Annotated in this window: 21 protein-coding genes; 13 read left to right on the top strand and 8 right to left on the bottom strand. The window is 71.0% G+C overall.

The features are described 5' to 3' along the window. The first annotated feature begins 40 nt into the window (after positions 1-40). Both ACZ6Z4_RS19995 and ACZ6Z4_RS19990 read left to right on the top strand, forming a co-directional pair. On the top strand, positions 41-892 hold the full coding sequence (locus ACZ6Z4_RS19995) for a hypothetical protein (RefSeq protein WP_465566143.1): 852 nt from the start codon (positions 41-43) through the stop codon (positions 890-892). A gap of 50 nt (positions 893-942) precedes the next feature. After that, positions 943-2,178, top strand: a complete 1,236-nt coding sequence (locus tag ACZ6Z4_RS19990; RefSeq protein WP_465566140.1) for an SGNH/GDSL hydrolase family protein — start codon at positions 943-945, stop codon at positions 2,176-2,178. A gap of 18 nt (positions 2,179-2,196) precedes the next feature. On the opposite strand, the gene ACZ6Z4_RS19985 is transcribed toward ACZ6Z4_RS19990, so the two are convergent. The 3 genes from ACZ6Z4_RS19985 to ACZ6Z4_RS19975 form a co-directional block, all read right to left on the bottom strand. Beyond that, positions 2,197-3,618 carry an aromatic amino acid lyase gene (locus ACZ6Z4_RS19985; RefSeq protein ID WP_465566135.1) on the bottom strand — a complete coding sequence of 474 codons (1,422 nt, stop codon included), beginning with the start codon at positions 3,616-3,618 and terminating at the stop codon, positions 2,197-2,199. A gap of 175 nt (positions 3,619-3,793) precedes the next feature. Continuing rightward, positions 3,794-4,039 carry a type B 50S ribosomal protein L31 gene (locus ACZ6Z4_RS19980; RefSeq protein WP_077018606.1) on the bottom strand — a complete coding sequence of 82 codons (246 nt, stop codon included), beginning with the start codon at positions 4,037-4,039 and terminating at the stop codon, positions 3,794-3,796. Further along, positions 4,036-5,139 carry a CobW family GTP-binding protein gene (locus ACZ6Z4_RS19975; RefSeq protein ID WP_465566131.1) on the bottom strand — a complete coding sequence of 368 codons (1,104 nt, stop codon included), beginning with the start codon at positions 5,137-5,139 and terminating at the stop codon, positions 4,036-4,038. Before ACZ6Z4_RS19975 ends, ACZ6Z4_RS19980 begins: the two co-directional genes overlap by 4 nt. A 139-nt stretch (positions 5,140-5,278) precedes the next feature. Between ACZ6Z4_RS19975 and rpmG the strand changes: the two genes are divergently transcribed. Together rpmG and rpsN are read left to right on the top strand one after the other, a co-directional pair. Further along, positions 5,279-5,446, top strand: coding sequence for a 50S ribosomal protein L33 (gene rpmG, locus ACZ6Z4_RS19970; protein ID WP_184800145.1), 168 nt, complete (start codon positions 5,279-5,281; stop codon positions 5,444-5,446). A gap of 4 nt (positions 5,447-5,450) precedes the next feature. Then, the gene (gene rpsN, locus ACZ6Z4_RS19965; protein ID WP_465566126.1) at positions 5,451-5,756 is read left to right on the top strand and encodes a 30S ribosomal protein S14; all 306 of its coding nucleotides are present in this window, start codon (positions 5,451-5,453) and stop codon (positions 5,754-5,756) included. 57 nt (positions 5,757-5,813) lie between these two features. Here rpsN and ACZ6Z4_RS19960 read toward each other — a convergent pair whose 3' ends face one another. The 4 genes from ACZ6Z4_RS19960 to ACZ6Z4_RS19945 all read right to left on the bottom strand — a co-directional run bounded on the left by ACZ6Z4_RS19960 (position 5,814) and on the right by ACZ6Z4_RS19945 (position 9,248). Then, the gene (locus ACZ6Z4_RS19960) at positions 5,814-7,283 is read right to left on the bottom strand and encodes a carboxylesterase/lipase family protein (RefSeq protein WP_465566123.1); all 1,470 of its coding nucleotides are present in this window, start codon (positions 7,281-7,283) and stop codon (positions 5,814-5,816) included. Between the two features lie 94 nt (positions 7,284-7,377). Then, positions 7,378-8,136, bottom strand: coding sequence for an IclR family transcriptional regulator (locus ACZ6Z4_RS19955; protein WP_363669852.1), 759 nt, complete (start codon positions 8,134-8,136; stop codon positions 7,378-7,380). Between the two features lie 24 nt (positions 8,137-8,160). Further along, complete coding sequence (locus ACZ6Z4_RS19950; RefSeq protein ID WP_465566118.1) at positions 8,161-8,358, bottom strand: hypothetical protein; 198 nt, start codon at positions 8,356-8,358, stop codon at positions 8,161-8,163. Then, entirely contained in the window at positions 8,355-9,248 is an 894-nt protein-coding gene (locus ACZ6Z4_RS19945) for a GNAT family N-acetyltransferase (RefSeq protein WP_465566114.1), read from the bottom strand. Before ACZ6Z4_RS19945 ends, ACZ6Z4_RS19950 begins: the two co-directional genes overlap by 4 nt. 106 nt (positions 9,249-9,354) lie before the next feature. Here ACZ6Z4_RS19945 and hutH point away from each other — a divergent pair, with 106 nt between their 5' ends. The 9 genes from hutH to hutI all read left to right on the top strand — a co-directional run bounded on the left by hutH (position 9,355) and on the right by hutI (position 19,710). Next, positions 9,355-10,899, top strand: coding sequence for a histidine ammonia-lyase (hutH, locus tag ACZ6Z4_RS19940; RefSeq protein WP_465566111.1), 1,545 nt, complete (start codon positions 9,355-9,357; stop codon positions 10,897-10,899). 24 nt (positions 10,900-10,923) lie between these two features. Then, positions 10,924-12,579: a urocanate hydratase gene (hutU, locus tag ACZ6Z4_RS19935; RefSeq protein ID WP_465566108.1), complete on the top strand. Its 1,656-nt coding sequence runs from the start codon at positions 10,924-10,926 to the stop codon at positions 12,577-12,579. Between the two features lie 164 nt (positions 12,580-12,743). After that, positions 12,744-13,742 carry an ABC transporter ATP-binding protein gene (locus ACZ6Z4_RS19930; protein ID WP_465566104.1) on the top strand — a complete coding sequence of 333 codons (999 nt, stop codon included), beginning with the start codon at positions 12,744-12,746 and terminating at the stop codon, positions 13,740-13,742. Beyond that, entirely contained in the window at positions 13,739-14,389 is a 651-nt protein-coding gene (locus ACZ6Z4_RS19925; RefSeq protein ID WP_363669839.1) for an ABC transporter permease, read from the top strand. Before ACZ6Z4_RS19930 ends, ACZ6Z4_RS19925 begins: the two co-directional genes overlap by 4 nt. Before the next feature lie 3 nt (positions 14,390-14,392). Further along, positions 14,393-15,106 carry an ABC transporter permease gene (locus ACZ6Z4_RS19920; RefSeq protein WP_363669837.1) on the top strand — a complete coding sequence of 238 codons (714 nt, stop codon included), beginning with the start codon at positions 14,393-14,395 and terminating at the stop codon, positions 15,104-15,106. Positions 15,107-15,129: 23 nt separating this feature from the next. Continuing rightward, positions 15,130-16,062: an ABC transporter substrate-binding protein gene (locus ACZ6Z4_RS19915; RefSeq protein ID WP_363669835.1), complete on the top strand. Its 933-nt coding sequence runs from the start codon at positions 15,130-15,132 to the stop codon at positions 16,060-16,062. After that, the gene (locus tag ACZ6Z4_RS19910) at positions 16,059-17,246 is read left to right on the top strand and encodes an allantoate amidohydrolase (protein WP_465566098.1); all 1,188 of its coding nucleotides are present in this window, start codon (positions 16,059-16,061) and stop codon (positions 17,244-17,246) included. Before ACZ6Z4_RS19915 ends, ACZ6Z4_RS19910 begins: the two co-directional genes overlap by 4 nt. After that, positions 17,243-18,550, top strand: coding sequence for a formimidoylglutamate deiminase (locus ACZ6Z4_RS19905; RefSeq protein ID WP_465566095.1), 1,308 nt, complete (start codon positions 17,243-17,245; stop codon positions 18,548-18,550). The genes ACZ6Z4_RS19910 and ACZ6Z4_RS19905 overlap by 4 nt, the downstream gene beginning before the upstream one ends. After that, positions 18,547-19,710, top strand: a complete 1,164-nt coding sequence (gene hutI / locus ACZ6Z4_RS19900; protein WP_465566092.1) for an imidazolonepropionase — start codon at positions 18,547-18,549, stop codon at positions 19,708-19,710. Before ACZ6Z4_RS19905 ends, hutI begins: the two co-directional genes overlap by 4 nt. Positions 19,711-19,775: 65 nt before the next feature. On the opposite strand, the gene ACZ6Z4_RS19895 is transcribed toward hutI, so the two are convergent. Next, a complete protein-coding gene (locus tag ACZ6Z4_RS19895; protein ID WP_465566089.1) occupies positions 19,776-20,651 on the bottom strand; it encodes a DUF559 domain-containing protein in 876 nt (291 codons plus the stop codon). Between the last annotated feature and the right edge of the window lie 191 nt (positions 20,652-20,842).

Below are 20,842 nucleotides of genomic sequence, written 5' to 3'. Positions count from 1 at the left end.
TCTGTAAGACAGCCCAGCGGAATGTTGGCAGGCTGTCGGTATGGAGATCTTCGCGGGTGGTCGGGAGTTCGTCAGGCGCGATGCACGGCTGCTGGAGCGGCGGCTGTTCAGCGCGTTGTTCGAGGGCGGTGACCGGGCCGGGGTCCTCGACGCGCTGCGCGGGTACCGGAACGCCGACGGCGGGTTCGGGCACGGGCTGGAGCCGGACAAGCGCTGCCCGGACAGTACGGCGCTCGACGTGGAGACCGCGTTCGACGTGATGATCGCGGCCGGCGTCCGGGACGAGGAGCTGATCGGCGGCGCCTGCGACTGGCTGCAGTCAGTCGCGACGCCGGAGGGTGCGGTTTCGCTGTGCAACCCGGCGATCGAGGGCTACCCGCGGGCCGACCACATGGCCGACTGGACGTACATCCCCGGGCTCAACCCGACAGCAGGGCTGGTCGGGCGGCTGCACCAACTCGATTTCGAGCACCCGTGGCGTGACCAGGCGACCGCCTGGTGCCAGGCCGAGCTGGCCAAGGGACTCCCGGAGGACGGGCACGGGATGCTGGAGACGCTGCGCTTCCTGGAGCAGCAGCCGGACCTCGACCTGGACGCGATCCGGGACTGGCTGCCGAAGCTGTCGACGTACCGGGCGAACGCCGACGATCCGACGTACGGCGTGACGCCGCTGCACTTCGCGCCGACGCCGGACAGCGTGTGGCGGCAGCTCTTCACCCAGGAGCAGATCGACGGGCATCTCGACCGGCTGGTCGCCGACCAGGACGCCGACGGCGGCTGGGCGCTGACCTGGGAACCGCCGGGTCCGATGGCGACGCTGGAGTACCGCGGGGTCGTCACTGTGGCGGCGCTGGACAGCCTTCGGCAGAACGGGCGCTTGTCAATCGACTGAATGAACTCACGCCCCGGCTGTGGAAGAATACGGCCGGTGAGGCCGCCCCGATGATGCTCGCCGAGAGCTGGATGCAGTCGCTGATCGCGGCCGTCGCCATGGTGGCCTCGTCGCTGCCCGGCGCACCGGCGCCGGAGGCGCCCGCGCGGGTCACCGCTCCGCCGGACGGCTGGGTCGCGAGCTGGGGCGCCGCGGTCACGCAGGCCGGGCCGACCGGGCCGTCCGCGACCGGCGTCCGGAACACCACGATCCGCCAGGTCGCGCACCTCTCGCTCGGCGGCGGCTCGATCCGGATCCGGCTGTCGAACCGCTTCGGCAAGCAGCCGCTGGTCGTCGGCGCCAGCTCGGTCGCACCCCGCAAGGGCGGCGCCGGGACCCCGAACCTCGAGCTGCTCAAGAGCGTCCCGGTCACGTACGGCGGCCGCGCGGCGGTCACGATCCCGGTCGGCGCCGAGTCGGTGTCGGACCCGATCGACCTGCCGATCGGCAACGACAGCGACGTCGTGATCAGCACCTACTTCCCGGGCCCGACCGGCCCGCTCACGCAGCACCCGGCCGGCTACGCGTCGGCGTTCAGCGCCGCCGGGAACCAGACGCGGGCGGGCGGTGCGCCGTACAGGAAGATCCCGGGGATGGCGCGGTTCGTGCTGTCCGGGGTGGACGTGAAGACGTCGTCCGAGGGCGCGATCGTGCTGTTCGGCGACTCGATCACCGACGGCGCCTCGTCGCCGGTCGACGGCAACCTGCGGTACCCGGACCAGCTCGCGGACCGGCTGACCAAACGCCGGTACGCCGTCGTGAACGCGGGGATCGGCGGAAACCGGCTGCTGGTCAACGGCGGCGTCTCCGGCGAGGCCGCGATCGCGCGGTTCGAGCGGGACGTGGTCCGGCGCAGCGGGGTGCGCGCGGTGGTGATCCTCGAAGGCATCAACGACATCCGCGCCGGCAAGGGCTCGATCTCCGGCACGCAGCTGATCAACGCGCACCGGCAGCTGATCGCCCGGGCGCACGCGGCCGGTCTGCGGGTGTACGGCGCGACGCTCACGCCGTACTGGGCGGCGGACCACTACACCGTCGGCGGCGAGGTCGCGCGGCAGGCGCTGAACCAGTGGATCCGGACCTCCGGCGAGTACGACGGGTACCTCGAGTTCGAGCACGCGGTCCGCGATCCGTACCAGCCGTTGCGGCTCGCGCCGGGCTACGACGGCGGCGACCACCTGCACCCGAACGCCAGGGGTTTCAAGGCGATGGCCTACGCGGCCGACCTGAACCTGCTGACGAGCTAGCCGGAGTCGGCGGGCCGGCTAGCCCGACTCGGCCGGGTGCTCGACCTGCCGGTCGCCCCACTGCGTCATCAGGCCGCGCGCGATCTCCAAGTCGTCGCGCAACGAACGGTCCCCCAGGGCGGGTGGGAGCGCCGCGAACGCGTCGGCCAGCCAGGGACCCACCGCTGACGGCGACAGGTCTGCCGGGGTGAAACCGGCCAAGCGCACAGCCCGGACCGCGGTGACGAGCTCGCAGGCGAGCACCTCCCGCAGGGCGTCGAGGAGCTGGGTGGTGAGGACCGCGGCCTGGGGAGCGAAGCTGGCATGGTGCTCCGCGCCCCGGGACAGCGTCGCGGTCCCCAGGGTGGCGGGCTGCGCGGTCGACCGCACCGCGGCGAGCGCGTCGTGCGCGACGTACTCGATCATCATCACGCCCGAGCTGGCCTCGGCGCCGCTGGCCAGGAAGCGGGACAGGCCGGTGAAGTCGGGGTCGACCAGGTTCGCGACGCGCGACGTCGAGAGCGTCGCGACGCTGTGCAGGCTGAGCCGCAGCGAGTCCAGGGCCAGGGCGATCGGCATCGCGTGCCAGTTGCCGTTGTGCAGCACGGTGCCGCCGGCCACCAGCGGGTTCTCGGCCGAGGCGTTGATGTCGATCTTCAGAGCGTTGCCCAAGGCATCGACATGGTCGACCGCCGGGCCGAGCACCTGGGCGAACGCGCGGAGGCCGAACGGGTCCTGGATCCGGGCCGCCGCGAGCGGGAGGCCGGCCAGCAGGGTGCGCATCCGGGTGGCGACCCGGACCTGGCCGGGCTGCGGGCGGGCCTCGTGCACGCGGACGTCGTACACCTCGCCGTTGCCGCGCATCGCGACGTGCGACAGGGCGCCGACCAGCGGGACGACGTTGATCAGCGTGGCCGCCTCGACGTACGCGAGGCAGCACTCGGCCAGCGTGATCGCGTTGCTGGACAGCAGCGGGAGCGCGCTGGTGCCGTCGATGACGTCGCCGAGCGCCAGGCCGAGCTCGGCCAGCGGGCCGAGGTCGCCGGTGCCGATCGCGCCGCCGCGGTGCAGGTCGGGGAGCTCGTCGTCGTTGAGCAGCCGCACGATCGCGTCGGCGACCTCCGGGTTGAGCCCGGAGCCGCCGGCGGCCAGCTGGTTGACGCGGATGAGCAGGCCGAGCCGGACCACGTCTCGCGGGTACGGCGTGGTGCCGGTCGTGGAGTGTGACAGCAGCAGGCGGGTGCCGTGCTCGGGGTCGCTGGTGAGCACGTCGCGGTTCGCGCCGACGCCGGTGGTGCGCCCGTAAACGGGCTGGTGCCGGGCGATCTCGGTGACGGCCGCGGCCGAGTCGGCCATCCGCTTGCGGGCGATCTCGCCCAGGCGGACCGGCGTACGGCGCTGGCCGAGACCGACGGCGGTCAACGGCGTCAGCCCGGCCCCGGACAGCTCGATCGGCTCCACAGCCACAGTGTGGGACCTGCCCACCCACCGGCTGAAGCACCACGCCCGAACCATCGTCTCGGATCCGAGACGATGGTTCGGGCAAGAAGAAGGCCCGCCGATCCGTGGGGGGAGGGATCAGCGGGCCGGGTGGCAGCAGCCGCCGGGTGGAGGGGCGACCGTGCCTGGTCTGTGGTTACTTCTGGCCGTAGCGCTTCTTGAACTTCTCGACGCGGCCCTGGGTGTCCATCACGCGCTGCTGGCCCGTGTAGAACGGGTGGCTCGCCGACGAGATCTCCACGTCCACCACCGGGTACGTGTTGCCGTCGTCCCAGACGACGGTCTCCGAGCTCTCCCGGGTGGAACCGGTCAGGAAGCTGAAGTTGCCCGACTTGTCGCGGAAGACGACCCGCCGGTACTCCGGGTGAATGTTCTGCTTCATGCAGCGGTACTTCCTTCCAGATAAGGGGCGAACGGGTCGGTCAGGCTGCTGACCTCTTCATCCGCACGTAGGACACAACCATTCAGGCGGCGCTCTAATTCCCAGATGTCGAGATCCACTCCGGTGAAGGACAGGTAGCTCGCGCGGTCGCCGTGCTCCGGGTGCCACTCGAACGCCGACCGGGCCCGGTGGCTGCTGCTCACCTCCGGCCAGCGGTCGGCCGGGAGGTCGGCGAGCCAACGGCCCAGGACGCCGATCGAGATGTTGGTGCCGAAGCTGTCCCACCCGAGCCGCTCCCGCGGCCGGGTCGCCAGCCAGACCGTGCCCTTGCCGCGGGCGGTCTTGTCGACGAGGTCCTCCAACGCGTCGTACAACCGCTCGGGGTGGAACGGCTGGTCCGACGAGAACAGGAACGTCCGGACCGGGCCGTTTTCTTCCCGCAGCGGCGCGCTGATCGTGCCGGGCTCGACGCGGGCCCGCGCGGTGGCCGGATCGTGCAGTGGTCCGCCGGACAGCTCGCGGACGTTCTCGATGTGCAGGGCCTGAGGATTGAGGGCCTCGGCCAGTGCTCGGGCATCAGTGCTGGAGCCGGCGATCAGTACGGCGTCCGCGTACTCGACCTGGTGCACGATCGCCTCGGCCAGCGCGCGGTTGTCCTCGGCCGCCGTCGGGATCCCGCGATCGCGGACCAGCTCCTCGCCGGTCGCGTCCGCGACGAACGTGCTCGCCTCGACCACCGCCAGCACCGCGCTGACCTGCAGCTCCCCGCTCGCGTCCCGGGTGATCTCCGCGGCCAGCGCCTCGGGGTCGCCCGCGGCCGGGATGTTCACCACCGCCGCGTCGTACCGGCCGACGGCCGCGATCCCGCGGAGCAGCTCGACCAGCGTGCCGCGCATCGCGCAGGACACGCAGGGATGCCCCATCGTGATCACCTCGCGGTCGATCACGCCGTTGGCCGTCCGCGCGATCCGGACCACCGAGCCGCCGGCCAGCCCGCGCACGTCGTACTCGACGAGCACGGTGCCGGGCAGCAGCAGCTCGGTGGCGGCGGTGTCGCGGGCCGGGGTGTCGACCCCGGTGACCAAGGTGACCGGCAGCATCCGTACCCTCTTCCTTGAGACGCTTGTTGAAAATGATTACCAATACAACCTACACTCCGAGGACCGGAATACGCACCCGGGTCCCAGGTGTTCACCGTACTGAGTCCTACGGCGCGCGAGCGCCCAGAAAGGTTGGTCGATGGCCAAGCACAACGACATCCGTCCGATCGTCAAGCTGCGGAGCACGGCCGGCACCGGGTTCACCTACGTGACCCGGAAGAACCGCCGCAACGACCCCGATCGGCTGATGATCCGCAAGTACGACCCGGTTCTGCGTCAGCACGTCGACTTCCGCGAGGAGCGGTAACGGCGTGGCGAAGACCAGCAAGATCGCCAAGAACGAGCAGCGCAAACGGGTGGTCGCGCTGTACGCCGAGCGCCGGGCCGCGCTCAAGGCACTGATCGCCGACCCGGCGACCGGTTCCGGCGAGCGCGGCGAGGCGCAGCTGAAGCTGCAGAAACTGCCGCGGGACGCGAGCCCGATCCGGGTCCGCAACCGCGACGCGGTGGACGGCCGCCCGCGCGGCTACGTCGGCAAGGCCGGCATCTCCCGAGTTCGCTTCCGCACGATGGCCCACCGTGGGGAGCTCCCGGGGATCACCAAATCGTCTTGGTGACCCTCTGCTGAGGCCCGGCCCGGAATCAGGTGGTTCCGGGCCGGGCCTTCGCTCTTTCTAGCGCCAGAAGCCGAGCCGGTGCCCGGCGACGAAGTCGGTCCGGGTGACGCCGGCCGGGTCGAGCGACAGCACCTGCCGGTCGAACGGCGTCGCCCGCGGCCAGTACGCCGTACCGGCCGCGTTCGGCTGCCCGGTCCTGGCGAAGGTGCTCCACCGCTCGATCACCTCGGCGGACAGCTCCGCGTCAGCCGGCTCGAAGATCGCCAGGTCGAGCAGGTAGGTCAGGTCGGTCATGTGGTGCGACCCGACCGGCCAATCCGGCCGCCCCAGCCCGAGGTACCAGGGCGCGTCCCCGGCGAACTCGAACGCGTACGTCGGCATCCGCAGCGACAGCAGCTGGTTCGTCCGGTACGCCGGTGCCGCCCACTGCGCGTCGGTCATCACCGTCGACAGCGCCAGCCCGGCGGGCTTGAGGTCGTCGTACGCCGCCAGCACCTTCGGTGCCCTCGCACCGAACTGCTTCCGCACTGCTGTCTCGCACTCCTCCTGCGTGATCGCTACCCCGGTCGCCGCCTCCTGCGCGCCGTACCGGCCGTGCTCCTCGTCGTGGTTGATCCCGTGCAGCACCGGGACGCGGTTGACCCGCCCGCTGAGCAGGGCCTGAGTCGGGTGTAACGGCAGCACCTTGTCGCCGAGCACCGGACCGAACTCGTCCTCTGCTGTCGCCTCCAAGAGCCTGTCCACCGAGACCTGGCGTAGGCAGTGGTCAGTCCTGCATCCCAACTCGGTCGTCAGGTCACGCCGGTACTTCTCCGCGACTGCCTTCGGCCGCGGCGCCGCGTAGTTGGTCTCCGAGTACTCCTGCGCACACGGCCCGCTCTGCACGATCGCGCGCTGGAACAACCCCGCGGCAGTCGGCGACGCGAGGTGGTCACACACGCTGTACGCCCCCGCCGACTCGCCCATGATCGTCACGTTCCGCGGATCCCCACCGAACGCCGCCGCGTTCCGGCGCACCCACCGCAACGCCTCCTGCTGGTCCTCGAGCCCGTAGTTCCCGCCGAGGAAACCCAGCGCGCCGAGCCGGTACTGCACCTGGACAACCACCAGATCGCCCTGCGCCGCGAGCCGCTTCGTCCCGTACACACTGTTCGCGCCGCTGGTGAAGCTCCCGCCGTGGATCCAGACCACGACCGGCCGGAGGCCCGAAGAGCGCTTCGGCGTCGTCACGTCGACGACCAGGCAGTCCTCGCTCGTACTGGCCACCCCGATCGGATGCTCCAGCTGAGCACACGCCTTCCCGTACTCCGTGGCGTCCCGCACGCCCTTCCACCGCTGAGCCGGCTGCGGCGATCGCCACCGCAACGCGCCCACCGGCGGGGCAGCGTACGGAATGCCCCGGAATGTCGTCGTGCTGCCGTCGGTCACCCCGCGTACCTGACCGAGATCGGTCCGAACCACGGTGTCGCCCGGTGCGCTGAGTGGAAAAACAAGCAGAGCAGAAGTCGCGAGAGCAGTCGCAAGCATGAGATCCCTTTCCTGAAGGAGCTCTCATCCTCGGGAAGACCGACACACCGGACACTGGGTTCAGAACCCCGCGCTGGGTAGGCCCAGCACCACTTCAGCCGCGCAGGCGGCGGGTCAACGCGTCGGCGGCCTGGCGGACCCGGCGGGCCAGCAGCGAGCGTTCGCCGGGGGAGACCGCGTCGCTGCGGAACGAGATGCTGATCGAGGCCGCCGGGTGCCCGGCGTGGTCGACGGCCGCGCTGGCGACCGAGGTGACGCCCGCGGTCACGTGCGACTCCTCGACGGCGAAGCCCTGCTGGCGTTCGTCGGCGAGCAGGCGGCGGAGCTGGCTGAGGGTCTGCGGGCCTTGGTCGGTACGCCGTACGAAGGTCTCGGGCGTGGGAAACAGCGCGCGGACCTGGGCCGGAGGCAGCGCCGCGAGCAGGGCGCGGCCGGAGGCGGTCAGCGTGGCGGGGAGGCGGACGCCGACGTCGGTGACGAGCGTCAGCGGCCGCGGGGGTTGCTCCTTGAGCAGGTAGACCAGCTCACGGCCGTGCAGGACGCCGAGGTGCGCGGTGTGGCCGACTTCGGCGACGAGTTGCGCCAGCAGCGGGCGGGCGAGCCGTTCGAGCGGGTCGTGGCGCAGGTACGCGCTGCCGATCTCGAACGCCGCGACGCCGAGGCCGTAGCGCTTGTCCTCGGGCAGGTGCACGACGAAGCCCTCGTCGATCATTGCCCGAAGCAAGTGGTACGTCGACGAGCGTGGCAGGCCGACCGCGGAGGCGATGCGCTCCATCGGTACGGGTCCGGGCTGGGTGGCCAGGAACGTCAGCACCCGCAAGGTCCGGGTCGAGGCGGGAACGTTGCCGCTCACAACTGTGAGGGTAGCGGCCTTGTCTCAGGTTGTGGACGATTGACGGTTCCGGGCGCGGCCGCGCCGGATCTTCAGCCGGACCAGCTCACCGGCCAGGGCGAACGCGAACAGCCCGCCGGCCAGTCGCCAGTCGAAGACCCGGGCCTCGCCGGAGAGCAGGAAGCCGACCGCCGCCGACAGCACGGCGAAGAAGGTCAGCGACCGGATCAGCTTCTTGTTCACAGCGCCTTCTCCGCGGTCCAGGCCGACCCGGCGAGCCGGTAGCCGAGCCAGTCGTTGACCGCGAGCATCGGTGCGTTCGCGGCGTCGTTCCCGGTCGAGGCCTTGGTCAGTCCGGCCAGGTGGGCGCGCCGCAGCGCGTGCGACTTCACCACCTTGGCCAGCCCGCGTCCCCGGTACGCCGGGACGGTGCCGGTCAGGTTCGACCAGATCACGCCACGGTCCGGGTCGGCCGCCGTACTGACCAGCGAGACCACCTGGTCGCCGTCGAGCAGCACGAAGCTGAGGTCGGGGCGCAGGTCCGGGTTCTGCCAGCCCGAGGCCACCCATTCGTCATACGGGCCGACGAACGACAGCCCGCTCGGGTCGCCGCCGATCACCGCCGTCATGGCCTCCCAGACCGGCCGCGGCCCGACCTCCTCGTACGACGCCAGCCGCAGTCCCTCCGGCGGGTCGACCGGATCGGGCGTCGTGGCGAGCGCGACCTCGGAGTGGCTCATCTGCCGGTCGACCACGAACCCGCGCTCGCGCGCGAAGTGCAGCGAGCGGTCGTCGTCCTCGACCACGGTCAGCAGCGACACCGCGCCGGCCTCGGCGGCGACCCGCTCGACCTCGGTCAGCAGCGCCTGCCCGGCACCGCGACCGCGGCGGTCCGGCATGACCTGGACGGCGATCCGGATCCGCGGCGACTTCTCGCCGGGGTCGGACAGGTAGACGTTGCCGTAGCCAACGGGCTGCCCGTCGTCGAGGCCCAGCAGCACGACCCGTGCCTGGCTGGACCTCAGCTCGGACTCCAGCCCGCGGGCCGTCTTCACCAGCCGCGGCAGCGCGGCCGCGAGCACCGCCGCGATCGCTGCCCCGTCACCCGGGACCGCCCGGCGTACCTCGATCATGCCTGCAGCCTATTGCGCGCCGGGGTCGCACAACTGTCTCGCATCTGAGACAGCAACTGGGGTGGCGGTCCTGTCGGTCCGGCGGCGGGCGCGGTGCAATGGGCGGGTGGAGACAGCCGAGGTAGTAGTGGGGACCGGCCCGTTGAGCGCCGGTGACGTGGTCGCCGTGGCCCGGTACGGCGCGCCGGTGCGGATCGACGATCACGCGCTGGAGGAGATCGCCAAGTCCCGGGCCGCGATCGAGGCGCTGGCGCACGCCGACGTCCCGCACTACGGGGTGTCGACCGGCTTCGGCGCCCTGGCGACCCGGCACATCGCGCCGGAGCTGCGCGCCCAGCTGCAGCGCAGCCTGGTCCGCTCGCACGCCGCGGGCTCCGGCCCGGAGGTCGAGACCGAGGTCGTCCGCGCGCTCGTCCTGCTGCGGCTCTCGACGCTCGCCACCGGGCGGACCGGGGTCAAGGTCGAGACCGCCCAGGCGTACGCCGGACTGCTGAACGCCGGTCTCACGCCGGTCGTGCACGAGTACGGCAGCCTCGGCTGCTCCGGCGACCTCGCGCCGCTGTCGCACGTCGCCCTCGCGGTGATGGGCGAGGGCAAGGTCCGCGACCGCGACGGCAACCTGCTCGACGCCGGCGACGCGCTCGCCGCCCACGACCTGAAGCCTGTCGTCCTGGCCGAGAAGGAAGGCCTCGCGCTGATCAACGGGACCGACGGCATGCTCGGCATGCTGGTCCTCGCGCTGGCCGACCTGGACCGGCTGCTGAAGACCGCCGACATCGCCGCCGCGATGAGCGTCGAGGGCCAGCTCGGCACCGACCGCGTCTTCGCCGCCGACCTGCAGGCGCTGCGCCCGCACCCGGGCCAGGGCGCCGCCGCCGCGAACCTGCGCGCCGTACTGGCGGACAGCCCGATCGTCGCCAGCCACCGCGGCCCGGACTGCAACCGGGTCCAGGACGCGTACTCGCTGCGCTGCTCGCCGCAGGTGCACGGCGCCGCGCGCGACACCATCGCCCACGCCGCGACTGTCGCCGGCCGCGAGTTGGCCGCCGCGATCGACAACCCGGTCGTGCTGCCCGACGGCCGCGTCGAGTCGAACGGCAACTTCCACGGCGCGCCCGTCGGCTACGTGCTCGACTTCCTCGCGATCGCCGTCGCCGACGTGGCGAGCATCAGCGAACGGCGTACGGACCGGTTCCTCGACGTCGCCCGCAACCACGGGCTGAACGCGTTCCTGGCCGACGATCCGGGCGTCGACAGCGGGCACATGATCGCGCAGTACACGCAGGCCGCGATCGTGTCCGAGCTGAAGCGGCTGGCGGTCCCGGCCAGCGTCGACTCGATCCCGAGCAGCGCGATGCAGGAGGACCACGTGTCGATGGGCTGGTCCGCCGCCCGCAAGCTGCGCCGCTCCGTCGACGGCCTGGAGCGCGTGCTCGCCGTCGAGATCCTGACCGCCGCCCGCGCGCTCGACCTGCGCGCCCCGCTCGACCCGTCGCCCGCCACCTCCGCCGTACGGCGGGAGCTGCGCGCCCACGTCGAGGGGCCGGGCACCGACCGGCACCTCGCCCCCGAGATCGAGCACTCCGTCCGGCTCGTTGCCGACGGCACCTACCTGTCCGCTGTCGAGGCCGTCACCGGCCCGCTCGCCTGATCAACTGGAAAGGCTGGATCACCCATGTCCGGACCCCGTCCCGTACGCGCCGCCCGCGGCACCACGCTGACCGCCCAGGGCTGGCAGCAGGAAGCCGCCCTGCGGATGCTGCAGAACAACCTCGACCCCGAGGTGGCCGAGCACCCCGACGAGCTGGTCGTGTACGGCGGCTCCGGCAAGGCCGCGCGGGACTGGAACTCCTTCGACGCGATGGTCCGCACGCTGACCACGCTGAAGGACGACGAGACGATGCTCGTTCAGTCCGGCCGCCCGGTCGGCGTGATGCGGACCCACGAGTGGGCGCCGCGGGTGCTGCTGGCCAACTCGAACCTGGTCGGCGACTGGGCCAACTGGGAGGAGTTCCGCCGGCTGGAGGCGCTCGGGCTGACCATGTACGGCCAGATGACCGCCGGGTCGTGGATCTACATCGGCACCCAGGGCATCCTGCAGGGCACCTACGAGACGTTCGCCGCGGTCGCCGAGAAGAAGTTCGGCGGCACCCTGGCCGGGACGATCACGCTGACCGCCGGGCTCGGCGGCATGGGCGGCGCCCAGCCGCTGGCCGTCACGATGAACGACGGTGTCGCGATCTGCATCGACGTCGACGACTCCCGGATCCACCGGCGGATCGAGCACCGCTACCTCGACGTCCGGGCCGACTCGGTCGAGCACGCGCTGCAGCTGGCCGAGGAGGCCAAGAAGGCGCGCAAACCGCTGTCGATCGGTGTCCTGGGCAACGCCGCGGTGATCGTGCCGGAGCTGCTCGAGCTCGGCGCCCCGATCGACATCGTCACCGACCAGACCTCCGCGCACGACCCGCTGATGTACCTGCCGGTCGGCGTCGACTTCGAGGACTGGGTGACCGAGCGGCAGAAGGACCCGGCCGGGTTCACCGAGCGCGCCCAGGCCTCGATGGCCCGGCACGTCGCGGCGATGGTCGGCTTCCAGGACGCGGGCGCCGAGGTCTTCGACTACGGCAACTCGATCCGCGACGAGGCGCGCAAGGCGGGCTTCGGGCGGGCGTTCGACTTCCCGGGCTTCGTTCCGGCGTACATCCGGCCGCTGTTCTGCGAGGGCAAGGGCCCGTTCCGCTGGGCGGCGCTGTCCGGCAACCCGCGCGACATCGCGCGGACCGACCAGGCGATCCTCGACCTGTTCGGTGACAACGAGCACCTGACCCGCTGGATCAAGATGGCCGGCGAGCGGGTCGCCTTCCAGGGCCTGCCGGCCCGGATCTGCTGGCTCGGCCAGGGCGAGCGCGACAAGGCCGGCCTGCGGTTCAACGAGATGGTCGCCTCCGGTGAGCTGGAGGCGCCGATCGTGATCGGCCGCGACCACCTGGACACCGGCAGCGTCGCGTCGCCGTACCGGGAGACCGAAGGCATGCTGGACGGCTCGGACGCGATCGCGGACTGGCCGCTGCTGAACGCGCTGGTGAACACCGCCAGCGGCGCCTCCTGGGTGTCGATCCACCACGGCGGCGGGGTCGGGATGGGCCGGTCGATCCACGCCGGTCAGGTGTCGGTTGCCGACGGCACCGAGCTGGCCCGGCAGAAGCTGGAGCGGGTGCTCACCAACGACCCGGCGATGGGTGTGATTCGGCACGTGGACGCGGGGTACGAGAAGGCAGCAGAAGTAGCGGCCGAGCGGGGCGTACGGATTCCGATGCAGGAGTCCTGACGCTTCGGCCACGGGGAACGGGGTGTTCGTAGTACAGAGTGCGACCGTAGCGCAGCGCTGAGGTGCACTTTCCCGAGGAATGAGAAAGGTGCCGATCGGGTGGCACCGGGCCCTCGTTCCCCTAGGATCGTTCGGGCGATCGCCGACCAGCGCGAAGGGGCGCCATGATCGAGTTCGAAGACGTCACCAAGCAGTACCCGGACGGCACGGTGGCCGTCGACAACCTGTCGCTGCGGATTCCCAGCAACGAGATCACCGTCTTCGTCGGCCCTTCGGGCTGCGGCAAGACGACCTCGCTGCGGATGATCAACCGCACCATCGAGCGGACCAGCGGCCGGATCTCGATCGACGGCGAGGACATCAACGCCGGCGACCCGGTCACGCTGCGGCGCGGGATCGGCTACGTGATCCAGCACGCCGGGCTGTTCCCGCACAAGACCGTGGTGGACAACGTCGCGACGGTGCCGAAGCTGCTCGGCTGGGACAAGCGCAAGACCCGGGCCACCGCGATGGAGCTGCTGGAACGCGTCGGGCTCGACCCGAAGCTGGCCGAGCGGTACCCCGCGCAGTTGTCCGGTGGTCAGCAGCAGCGCGTCGGCGTCGCCCGCGCACTGGCCGCCGACCCCAAGATCATGCTGATGGACGAGCCGTTCAGCGCGGTCGACCCGATCGTGCGCCACCAACTGCAGGAGGAGCTGCTCCGCCTGCAGCGCGACATCGGCAAGACGATCGTGTTCGTCACCCACGACATCGACGAGGCGATCAAGCTCGGCGACAACGTCGCCGTACTGCGGGTCGGCGGCAAGCTCGCGCAGTTCGCGCCACCGGCCGAGCTGCTGGCGCATCCCTCGGACGACTTCGTGGAGAGCTTCATCGGGCAGGACCGCGGTTACCGGGCGCTGACGTTTGTCACGGCTGAGGACCTGCCGCTCGGACCTGTTCCGGGCGACCTGTCCTGTGGTGAGGACGGCAAGCCCTGCGGCTGGCAGAAGGACGGTGAGTTGCTGCCGATCGGTGCCGTCTTCCAGCGCGGTGACTCGCTGCGGGCCGCGATGGACGCCGTACTGACGTCGCCCGTCGGTCAGGGCGTCTGCGTCGACGCGAACGGCAAGCCGGTCGGCGTCATCGACTACACCGCGCTGTCCGGAGTACTGCGCCCATGACGTGGGTCGGAGACAACAGCGCCCTGATCTGGGAGCAGCTGCTGGAGCACCTGTACCTGGCGCTGATCCCGATGGTGCTCGGGCTGCTGATCGCGGTCCCGCTCGGGTACGTCGCGACCCGGTACAGCTGGCTCGCGAACCCGCTCGTCGCGCTCGGCGGCGTGCTCTACTCGCTGCCCTCGATCGCGCTGTTCATCGTGCTGCCGGCGATCATCGGCACCAAGGTGCTGTCGGCCGCGAACATCATCATCGCGCTCACCATCTACGCGGTCTCGCTGCTGATCCGCAACGTGATCGACGGGTTGCGCTCGGTACCCGAGGACGTGCTCCAGGCCGCGGTGTCGGTGGGCTATGGAACCCTGCGAAGGGTGGTGACCATCGACCTCCCGATCGCCGTCCCGGTGATCTTCGCCGGCCTGCGGGTCGTCACGGTCGCGAACATCTCGATGGTCAGCGTCGGCGCGATCATCGGCATCGGCGGGCTCGGGGAGCTGTTCACGCTGGGCTTCCAGCAGGACTTCCTGACCCCGATCCTGGTCGGCGTCGTGCTCTCGCTCGCGCTGGCGCTGCTCGCCGACGTCCTGCTGGTCGGGCTGCAACGGCTGCTCACGCCGTGGGCGCGGGTCAACACCCCGAAGGAGGCCTGAGCCATGATCCAGGGATTCCTCGAGTTCATCAGCGACTCCGCGAACTGGTCCGGGGCCGAAGGCATCGGCAACCGGATCCTGCAGCACCTCGCCTACACCTTCCTCTCGCTCGCGATCGCCGCGCTGATCGCGCTCCCGATCGGCCTGCTGATCGGGCACACCCGGCGCGGCGCGTTCGTCGCGATCAACACCGGCAACGCGGCCCGCGCGCTGCCGACCCTCGGCCTGCTGACGCTGATCGTGCTGCTGATCGGGATCGGCCGGGTGCCGGTGATCGTGGCGCTGGTCGTGCTCGGCATCCCGCCGATCATGGCCTCGACGTACGCCGGAGTGTCCGGCGTCGACCGGTCCACCATCGACGCCGCCCGCGGGATGGGCATGACCGGCCGCGAGATCCTCACCAAGGTCGAGATCCCGATCGCGCTGCCGCTGATCATCTCCGGGCTGCGCAGCGCCACCCTGCAGATCGTCTCCACCGCGACCGTCGCGGCGTACGTCGCGCTCGGCGGCCTCGGCCGGTACGTGATCGACGGGCTGAGCCTGCGCGACTTCCCACAGATGCTGACCGGGGCCGTGCTGGTCGCCGTACTGGCGATCGTCCTCGACCTGCTGTTCGCGTTCGCCGGCCGGTACGCCGTCTCGGCCGGGCTGACCGGCCGCCTGCGGCGCAAGGCCGACACCAAGACTTCCACTGCTCCGGCACCGGCCGGGGTGTAGTAGACGGACCCCTGGAGGATCCCGTGTTCAGAAGAACCTTCATCCGCAGCGCCATCGCCGCGTCGGCCGTGTTCGCGCTCGCCGCGTGCGGGGGCGGCGAGGACCCGCTGGGCGGCGGCAACGACGCCGGCGGCGGCTCGGCGCCCGACAAGGTCGACTCGCTCACCGTCGGGTCCGCCAACTTCGCCGAGAGCCAGGTGCTGGCCGAGATCTACGGCCAGGCGCTGGAGGCCAAGGGCATCAAGGTCAACCGGAAGCTGAACATCGGCGCCCGGGAGCTCTACATGGCCGCGATCCAGGACAAGTCCGTCGACCTGCTGCCGGAGTACACCGGCGCGACGCTGGTCTACTTCAAGAAGGACGCCACCGAGAACGAGGCCGAGGCCGTCTACAAGGCCATCCCGGGCGTGCTGCCGGCCGGCCTGGAGGTGCTCGACAAGTCCGCGGCGGCCGACGAGGACGCGATCGTCGTCACCCCGGAGACCGCGCAGAAGTACTCGCTGAAGTCGATCGCCGACCTGAAGGCGGTCAGCAAGGACATGGTCGCGGGCGGTGGACCCGAGTTCAAGACGCGGACCGCGGGCCTGGCCGGGATGAAGGACAAGTACGGCGTCGAGTTCAAGGAGTTCAAGACGCTGGACGCCGGTGGCCCGCTGAGCCTGAAGGCGCTGAAGGACGGGACCATCCAGGTCACCCAGTTCTTCACCACGCAGTCGGCGATCAAGGACAACAACCTGGTCGTGCTCGAGGACCCCGAGCACATCCACCTGCCGAACAACATCGTTCCGCTGATCCGCACCGACCACAAGAGCCCTGACGTCGCGTCGACGCTGAACGCCGTACAGGCCAAGCTCACGACCGACGACCTGACCGACCTGGTCAAGCGCGCCGAGGGCGGCAGCGAGTCCGCCGCCGCCGTCGCGAAGGACTGGCTGTCGAAGAACCCGCTGTCTTGACCTTCGAACAGCTCTGGACGGACCTGTCCGCCATCGGCCGTGACCCCCTCAGCGGGGGTTACCGCCGAGGCGGCTGGACCGACACCGAACGAGCAGCAACTGAGTGGTTTGTCGATCAGTGCTCCAGCCGCGGCTTGGTGCTGGAGTCGGACGGAATCGGCAACCTGGTCGCCTGGTGGGGTTCATCCACCGGCAAGGGTGTGGTGACCGGCAGCCACCTCGACTCTGTCCTCGATGGTGGCGCCTTCGACGGACCTTTGGGTGTCGTCTCCGCACTTGCCGCTGTCGACCAACTGCGGGCAGAAGGTTTCCAGCCTGCTGTTCCGATCGGCGTCGGCGCCTTCGTCGAGGAGGAAGGCTCCCGCTTCGGCATGCCCTGCCTCGGCTCCCGCGTCGCCGCCGGTGTGCTGGCTCCTGAAAAGGCTTTGGCACTGCAGGACCGGACTGGTGTTTCGTTGGCCGCGGCTCTGGAAGCGGCCGGCACCGACCCCGCCGGCGTCGGCCCCTCGCCGCTGCTGGACAAGATGGGCACCTTCGTCGAGCTCCACGTCGAGCAGGGCCGCGCGCTCACCGCACCCGTCGGCGTCGCCTCCTCGATCTGGCCGCACGGCCGCTTCCGTTTCACGTTCTCCGGCGAAGCGAACCACGCCGGTACGACGCTGATGGAGGACCGCCACGATCCGATGCTCACCTACGCGATGACCGCCCTCGCGGCCAACAAGCAGGCCCGCCTGGCCGGCGCCCGCGCGACCTTCGGCCGCCTCGCGGTCGAACCGAACGGGACGAACGCCGTACCGTCGGAGGTCACCGCCTGGCTCGACGCCCGCGCGGCGTCGACCGAGATCCTGGAGTCGTTGCTAGAGGCAATTACCCGCCAGGCGACCGAACGCGCCGAGCGCGACGGGACGACGGTCTCCGTCACTCCCGAGTCAGTTTCTCCGGTGGTCGACTTCCCGGCGGGCCTCCGCGACCGGCTGTCCGGCGTACTGGACGGTGCGCCGATCCTCCCGACCGGCGCCGGTCACGACGCCGGGGTGTTCTCGGATGCAGGCATCCCGACGGCGATGCTCTTCGTCCGCAACCCAACGGGCATCTCGCACTCACCGGCCGAGCATGCGGAAATGGACGATTGCCTGGCAGGCGTGGACGCGCTCGCCGCCGTACTGAAAGACCTCGCCAAATGACCGCCTACTGGTGCGCACGAGCAGTTCTCCCCACAGGCGTTGAAGATGCTGTCCTGGTGACCGTCACCGACGGACGGATCACAGCCGTTGACGTCGGTGCACCTCCTGGCACTGCGACCCGCCTCGACGGCCTCGTCCTCCCCGGCCTCGCGAACTGCCACAGCCACGCCTTCCACCGCGCCCTCCGCGGCCGCACCCAGGCCGGGCGCGGCACCTTCTGGACCTGGCGCGACCAGATGTACTCCGTCGCCAGCCGACTCACCCCCGACACCTACTACCGCCTCGCCCGCGCCGTCTACGGCGAGATGGTGCTCACCGGCATCACCGCCGTCGGCGAGTTCCACTACCTGCACCACGCCCCGGGCGGCCGCCGGTACGACGACCCGAACGCGATGGGCGAGGCCCTGATCGCCGCCGCCCGCGACGCCGGCCTGCGGATCACCCTCCTCGACACCTGCTACGTCGCCGGCGGCATCGACCAGCCGCTCAACGACGTACAGCAACGCTTCAGCGACGGCGACGTGGTCGGCTGGGCCTCGCGGGTCAGTCGGCTGCAGGGCGCCGACGACGTGGTGATCGGCGCGGCCGCGCACTCGGTCCGCGGCGTCCCGGCCGACCAGCTCGGCGCCGTCGCCTCTTTGTTGCCCGAAGCCCCTTTGCATGTGCACCTCTCGGAGCAGGTCGCCGAGAACGACGCCTGCCTGGCGGCGTACGGGCGGACGCCGACGCAGGTGCTCGACGAGGCGGGTTTCCTGAGCGCGCGGACGAGCGCCGTGCACGCGACGCACCTGACCGACGTCGACATCGACCGGATCGGCAGCTCCGCGACGTACTCGTGCTTCTGCCCGACCACCGAACGCGACCTGGCCGACGGGATCGGCCCGTCGGTCGCGCTGCGCGCGGCGGGCTCGGCGGTGACACTCGGCTCGGACAGTCACGCGGTGGTCGACCTCTTCGAGGAGATGCGCGCCGTCGAGCTGGACGAGCGGCTGGCGTCGCAGGAGCGCGGGCACTGGTCGGCGGCGGAGCTGCTCGCCGCGGCGACCGTCGATGGGCACCGTTCGCTGGGCTTCCCCGACGCCGGGGTGATCGCGGTCGGTGCTCGCGCGGACCTGGTCGCGGTCCGGACCGACAGCGTGCGGACGGCCGGGACCGGTGCGTCGATCGAGACAGCAGTCTTCGCGGCGTCCGGCGCGGACGTCACCGACGTGGTCGTCGACGGACAGCTGCGCGTTGCCGAGGGCAACCATTCGAAACTCGACGTCGGCGCCGAACTGGCGGCCGCGATCGCGGAGGTGACATGAGCTCGCTGCTGCTGACCGGGATCAGCTCGCTGGTGACGAACGACCCGTCCCACGGCCCGTTGCTCGGCGAGCTGCACGACGCCGCGCTCGTGATCGAGGGCAGCACGATCGCCTGGGCCGGGCCGCGCACCTCCGCGCCCTCAGCCGACTCGTCGCTCGACCTCGGCGACCGCGCGGTGGTCCCGGGGTTCGTCGACTCGCATGCGCACCTGGTGTTCGCCGGTGACCGCGCCGAGGAGTTCGCGGCTCGGATGACCGGTACGCCGTACAGCGCGGGCGGCATCCGCACGACAGTCGCCGCGACCCGCGCGGCCGCCGACGAGCAGCTCGCCGCGAACGTCGCCCGCCTGGTCGCCGAGATGCGCCGCCAGGGCACGACGACGGTCGAGATCAAGTCGGGCTACGGCCTGACCGCGGCCGACGAGGCCCGGTCGCTGGCAGTCGCGTCCGACTTCACCGACGAGACGACGTACCTGGGCGCGCACGTCGTACCGGCCGAGTTCGCCGACGACCCCGCCGGCTACGTCGACCTGGTCACCGGCCCGATGCTCGACGCGGCCGCCAAGCACGCCAAGTGGGTCGACGTCTTCGTCGAACGCGGCGCCTTCGACGCCGACCAGGCCCGCACCATCCTCCGCGCCGGCCAAGCCGCCGGCCTCTCGGCTCGCGTCCACGCCAACCAGCTAGGCGAGGGCCCCGGCGTCCAGGTCGCGTGCGAGGTCGGCGCGGCCGCAGCCGACCACTGCACACACCTGTCTGGTGCAGATGTAGACGCCCTGGCCTCAGCCGGCGTCGTAGCCGGCCTCCTCCCCGCCGTCGAGTTCTCCACCCGCTCCCCGTACCCCGACGCCCGCCGCCTCCTGGACGCCGGCGTCACCGTAGCCCTGGCCACCGACTGCAACCCCGGCTCCGGCTACTCGTCCTCCATCCCGTTCTGCATCGCTCTGGCCGTCCGCGAGATGCACATGACCCCCGCCGAGGCCCTCTGGTCCGCCACCGCCGGCGGCGCCGCGTCGCTGCGGCGTACGGACGTAGGCCACCTTTCCGTCGGCGCCCGAGCCGACCTGGCAGTCCTTGACGCGCCGTCGTACCTGCACCTGGCGTACCGCCCGGGCGTCCCGCTGGTCACGCAGACCTTCGTCGGCGGCCGCCCGGCGTGAGGTGGGGCGACACCCACCACTGATCAAGCACTCTGCCACCCCTAGCCGTGAGCGCTGCGAGCCGTTCAGGCGGCCCTTGAAAGCCGGTTGATCAGTGGTGGGTGTTGGAGTGCCTCGCTCACGGACGCCACCACCCACTCCCGGTCGTACATCACGTCCTCCCAGCTGAACCGCAGCATCAGCCAGCCACGCAGGCTCAGGTTGACGTGCCTGCGGCAGTCCTTGACCAGAGCTGCCCGGCTCCCGTGGTGCTCGAACCCGTCGGCCTCGAGCCCGATGCGCTGCCGGCGGTGCCCAAGATCGAGGCGTGCACTGAAACCCACGTCCCGGACAGCTACCTGTGGTTCGAATCCCTCGATACCGGCCTCGATCAGGATCGCTCGCAGAGCGGATTCCAGCACCGACTCGGCGCGGCCGTCAGCCAGACCGACCACCCGCTGAATCCGCCGCCGGTGCGGTCCCGCCAGCCGGCCCGCCGCGGCCGTCAACTCGTCGTGGTCGACGAGCCCGAGGTGGAGCGCTGAGTCGGCCACCGCGAGGGCCTCGCCCAACGACAGCGTCCGGATGCAGTCCAGCACGGTCCGGACCGGCGTCGTCACGTCGTCGATCGCCGGCACCTCGGCCCAGTGCAGGACGCAGGGAAGCCCAGCCCGGCGACGCGCCCGGCGGGGTGGGAGAGTCACATGAGGAAGCGTCGGCACCGAGACGACATTCATCTGCCAGTGCTGAGCCGCGCTGAGGTGCGAGACGACGCCACCTTGACTGCGGGCCGCTGTCAGCGCCGGCGGAGCTTCCGGCAGCGCGTAGACGCCCTTGGCCACCCGGCGGATGCTGTTCGCCGCGAGCGCCGCCCGGATCGAGTGCGGCGTGACGACGACCCGCAGGTCGGAGAACGTCGCGCTCCCGCCTCGCCGAGCCAGCACCTCGCCAACGTCCGTCATCGCAGCAGCCTGCCGGATCGGAGCCGCCGATGCTTCGGCTCGTCCACAGGGACGCATACCCGGCAGCCGGCGGGTGCGACACCCACCACTGATCAACCTCCGCTCAGCGCCGGCTTTCTGCCTCGGTTGAGCGTGGGGACCTGTGCGACTCGGCGGTTGATCAGTGGTGGGTGTCGGTCTGTGAAAGCGTG

It is taken from the genome of Kribbella sp. NPDC104740 (genome assembly GCF_055583505.1).
The sequence above is the reverse complement of the archived record's forward strand: the minus strand, read 5'-3'. Positions and strand labels throughout refer to the sequence as shown.

Bases quoted from the DNA above. Each gene is read 5' to 3' on its own strand.
- ACZ6Z4_RS19995 (WP_465566143.1), top strand. From the start codon at position 41: ATGGAGATCTTCGCGGGTGGTCGGGAGTTCGTCAGGCGCGATGCACGG.
- ACZ6Z4_RS19990 (WP_465566140.1), top strand. From the start codon at position 943: ATGATGCTCGCCGAGAGCTGGATGCAGTCGCTGATCGCGGCCGTCGCC.
- ACZ6Z4_RS19980 (WP_077018606.1), bottom strand. From the start codon at position 4,039: ATGAAGCAGAACATTCACCCGGAGTACCGGCGGGTCGTCTTCCGCGAC.
- ACZ6Z4_RS19975 (WP_465566131.1), bottom strand. From the start codon at position 5,139: ATGCTGCCGGTCACCTTGGTCACCGGGGTCGACACCCCGGCCCGCGAC.
- rpmG (WP_184800145.1), top strand. From the start codon at position 5,279: ATGGCCAAGCACAACGACATCCGTCCGATCGTCAAGCTGCGGAGCACG.
- ACZ6Z4_RS19960 (WP_465566123.1), bottom strand. From the start codon at position 7,283: ATGCTTGCGACTGCTCTCGCGACTTCTGCTCTGCTTGTTTTTCCACTC.
- ACZ6Z4_RS19945 (WP_465566114.1), bottom strand. From the start codon at position 9,248: ATGATCGAGGTACGCCGGGCGGTCCCGGGTGACGGGGCAGCGATCGCG.
- hutU (WP_465566108.1), top strand. From the start codon at position 10,924: ATGTCCGGACCCCGTCCCGTACGCGCCGCCCGCGGCACCACGCTGACC.
- ACZ6Z4_RS19930 (WP_465566104.1), top strand. From the start codon at position 12,744: ATGATCGAGTTCGAAGACGTCACCAAGCAGTACCCGGACGGCACGGTG.
- ACZ6Z4_RS19925 (WP_363669839.1), top strand. From the start codon at position 13,739: ATGACGTGGGTCGGAGACAACAGCGCCCTGATCTGGGAGCAGCTGCTG.
- ACZ6Z4_RS19920 (WP_363669837.1), top strand. From the start codon at position 14,393: ATGATCCAGGGATTCCTCGAGTTCATCAGCGACTCCGCGAACTGGTCC.
- ACZ6Z4_RS19905 (WP_465566095.1), top strand. From the start codon at position 17,243: ATGACCGCCTACTGGTGCGCACGAGCAGTTCTCCCCACAGGCGTTGAA.
- hutI (WP_465566092.1), top strand. From the start codon at position 18,547: ATGAGCTCGCTGCTGCTGACCGGGATCAGCTCGCTGGTGACGAACGAC.
- ACZ6Z4_RS19895 (WP_465566089.1), bottom strand. From the start codon at position 20,651: ATGACGGACGTTGGCGAGGTGCTGGCTCGGCGAGGCGGGAGCGCGACG.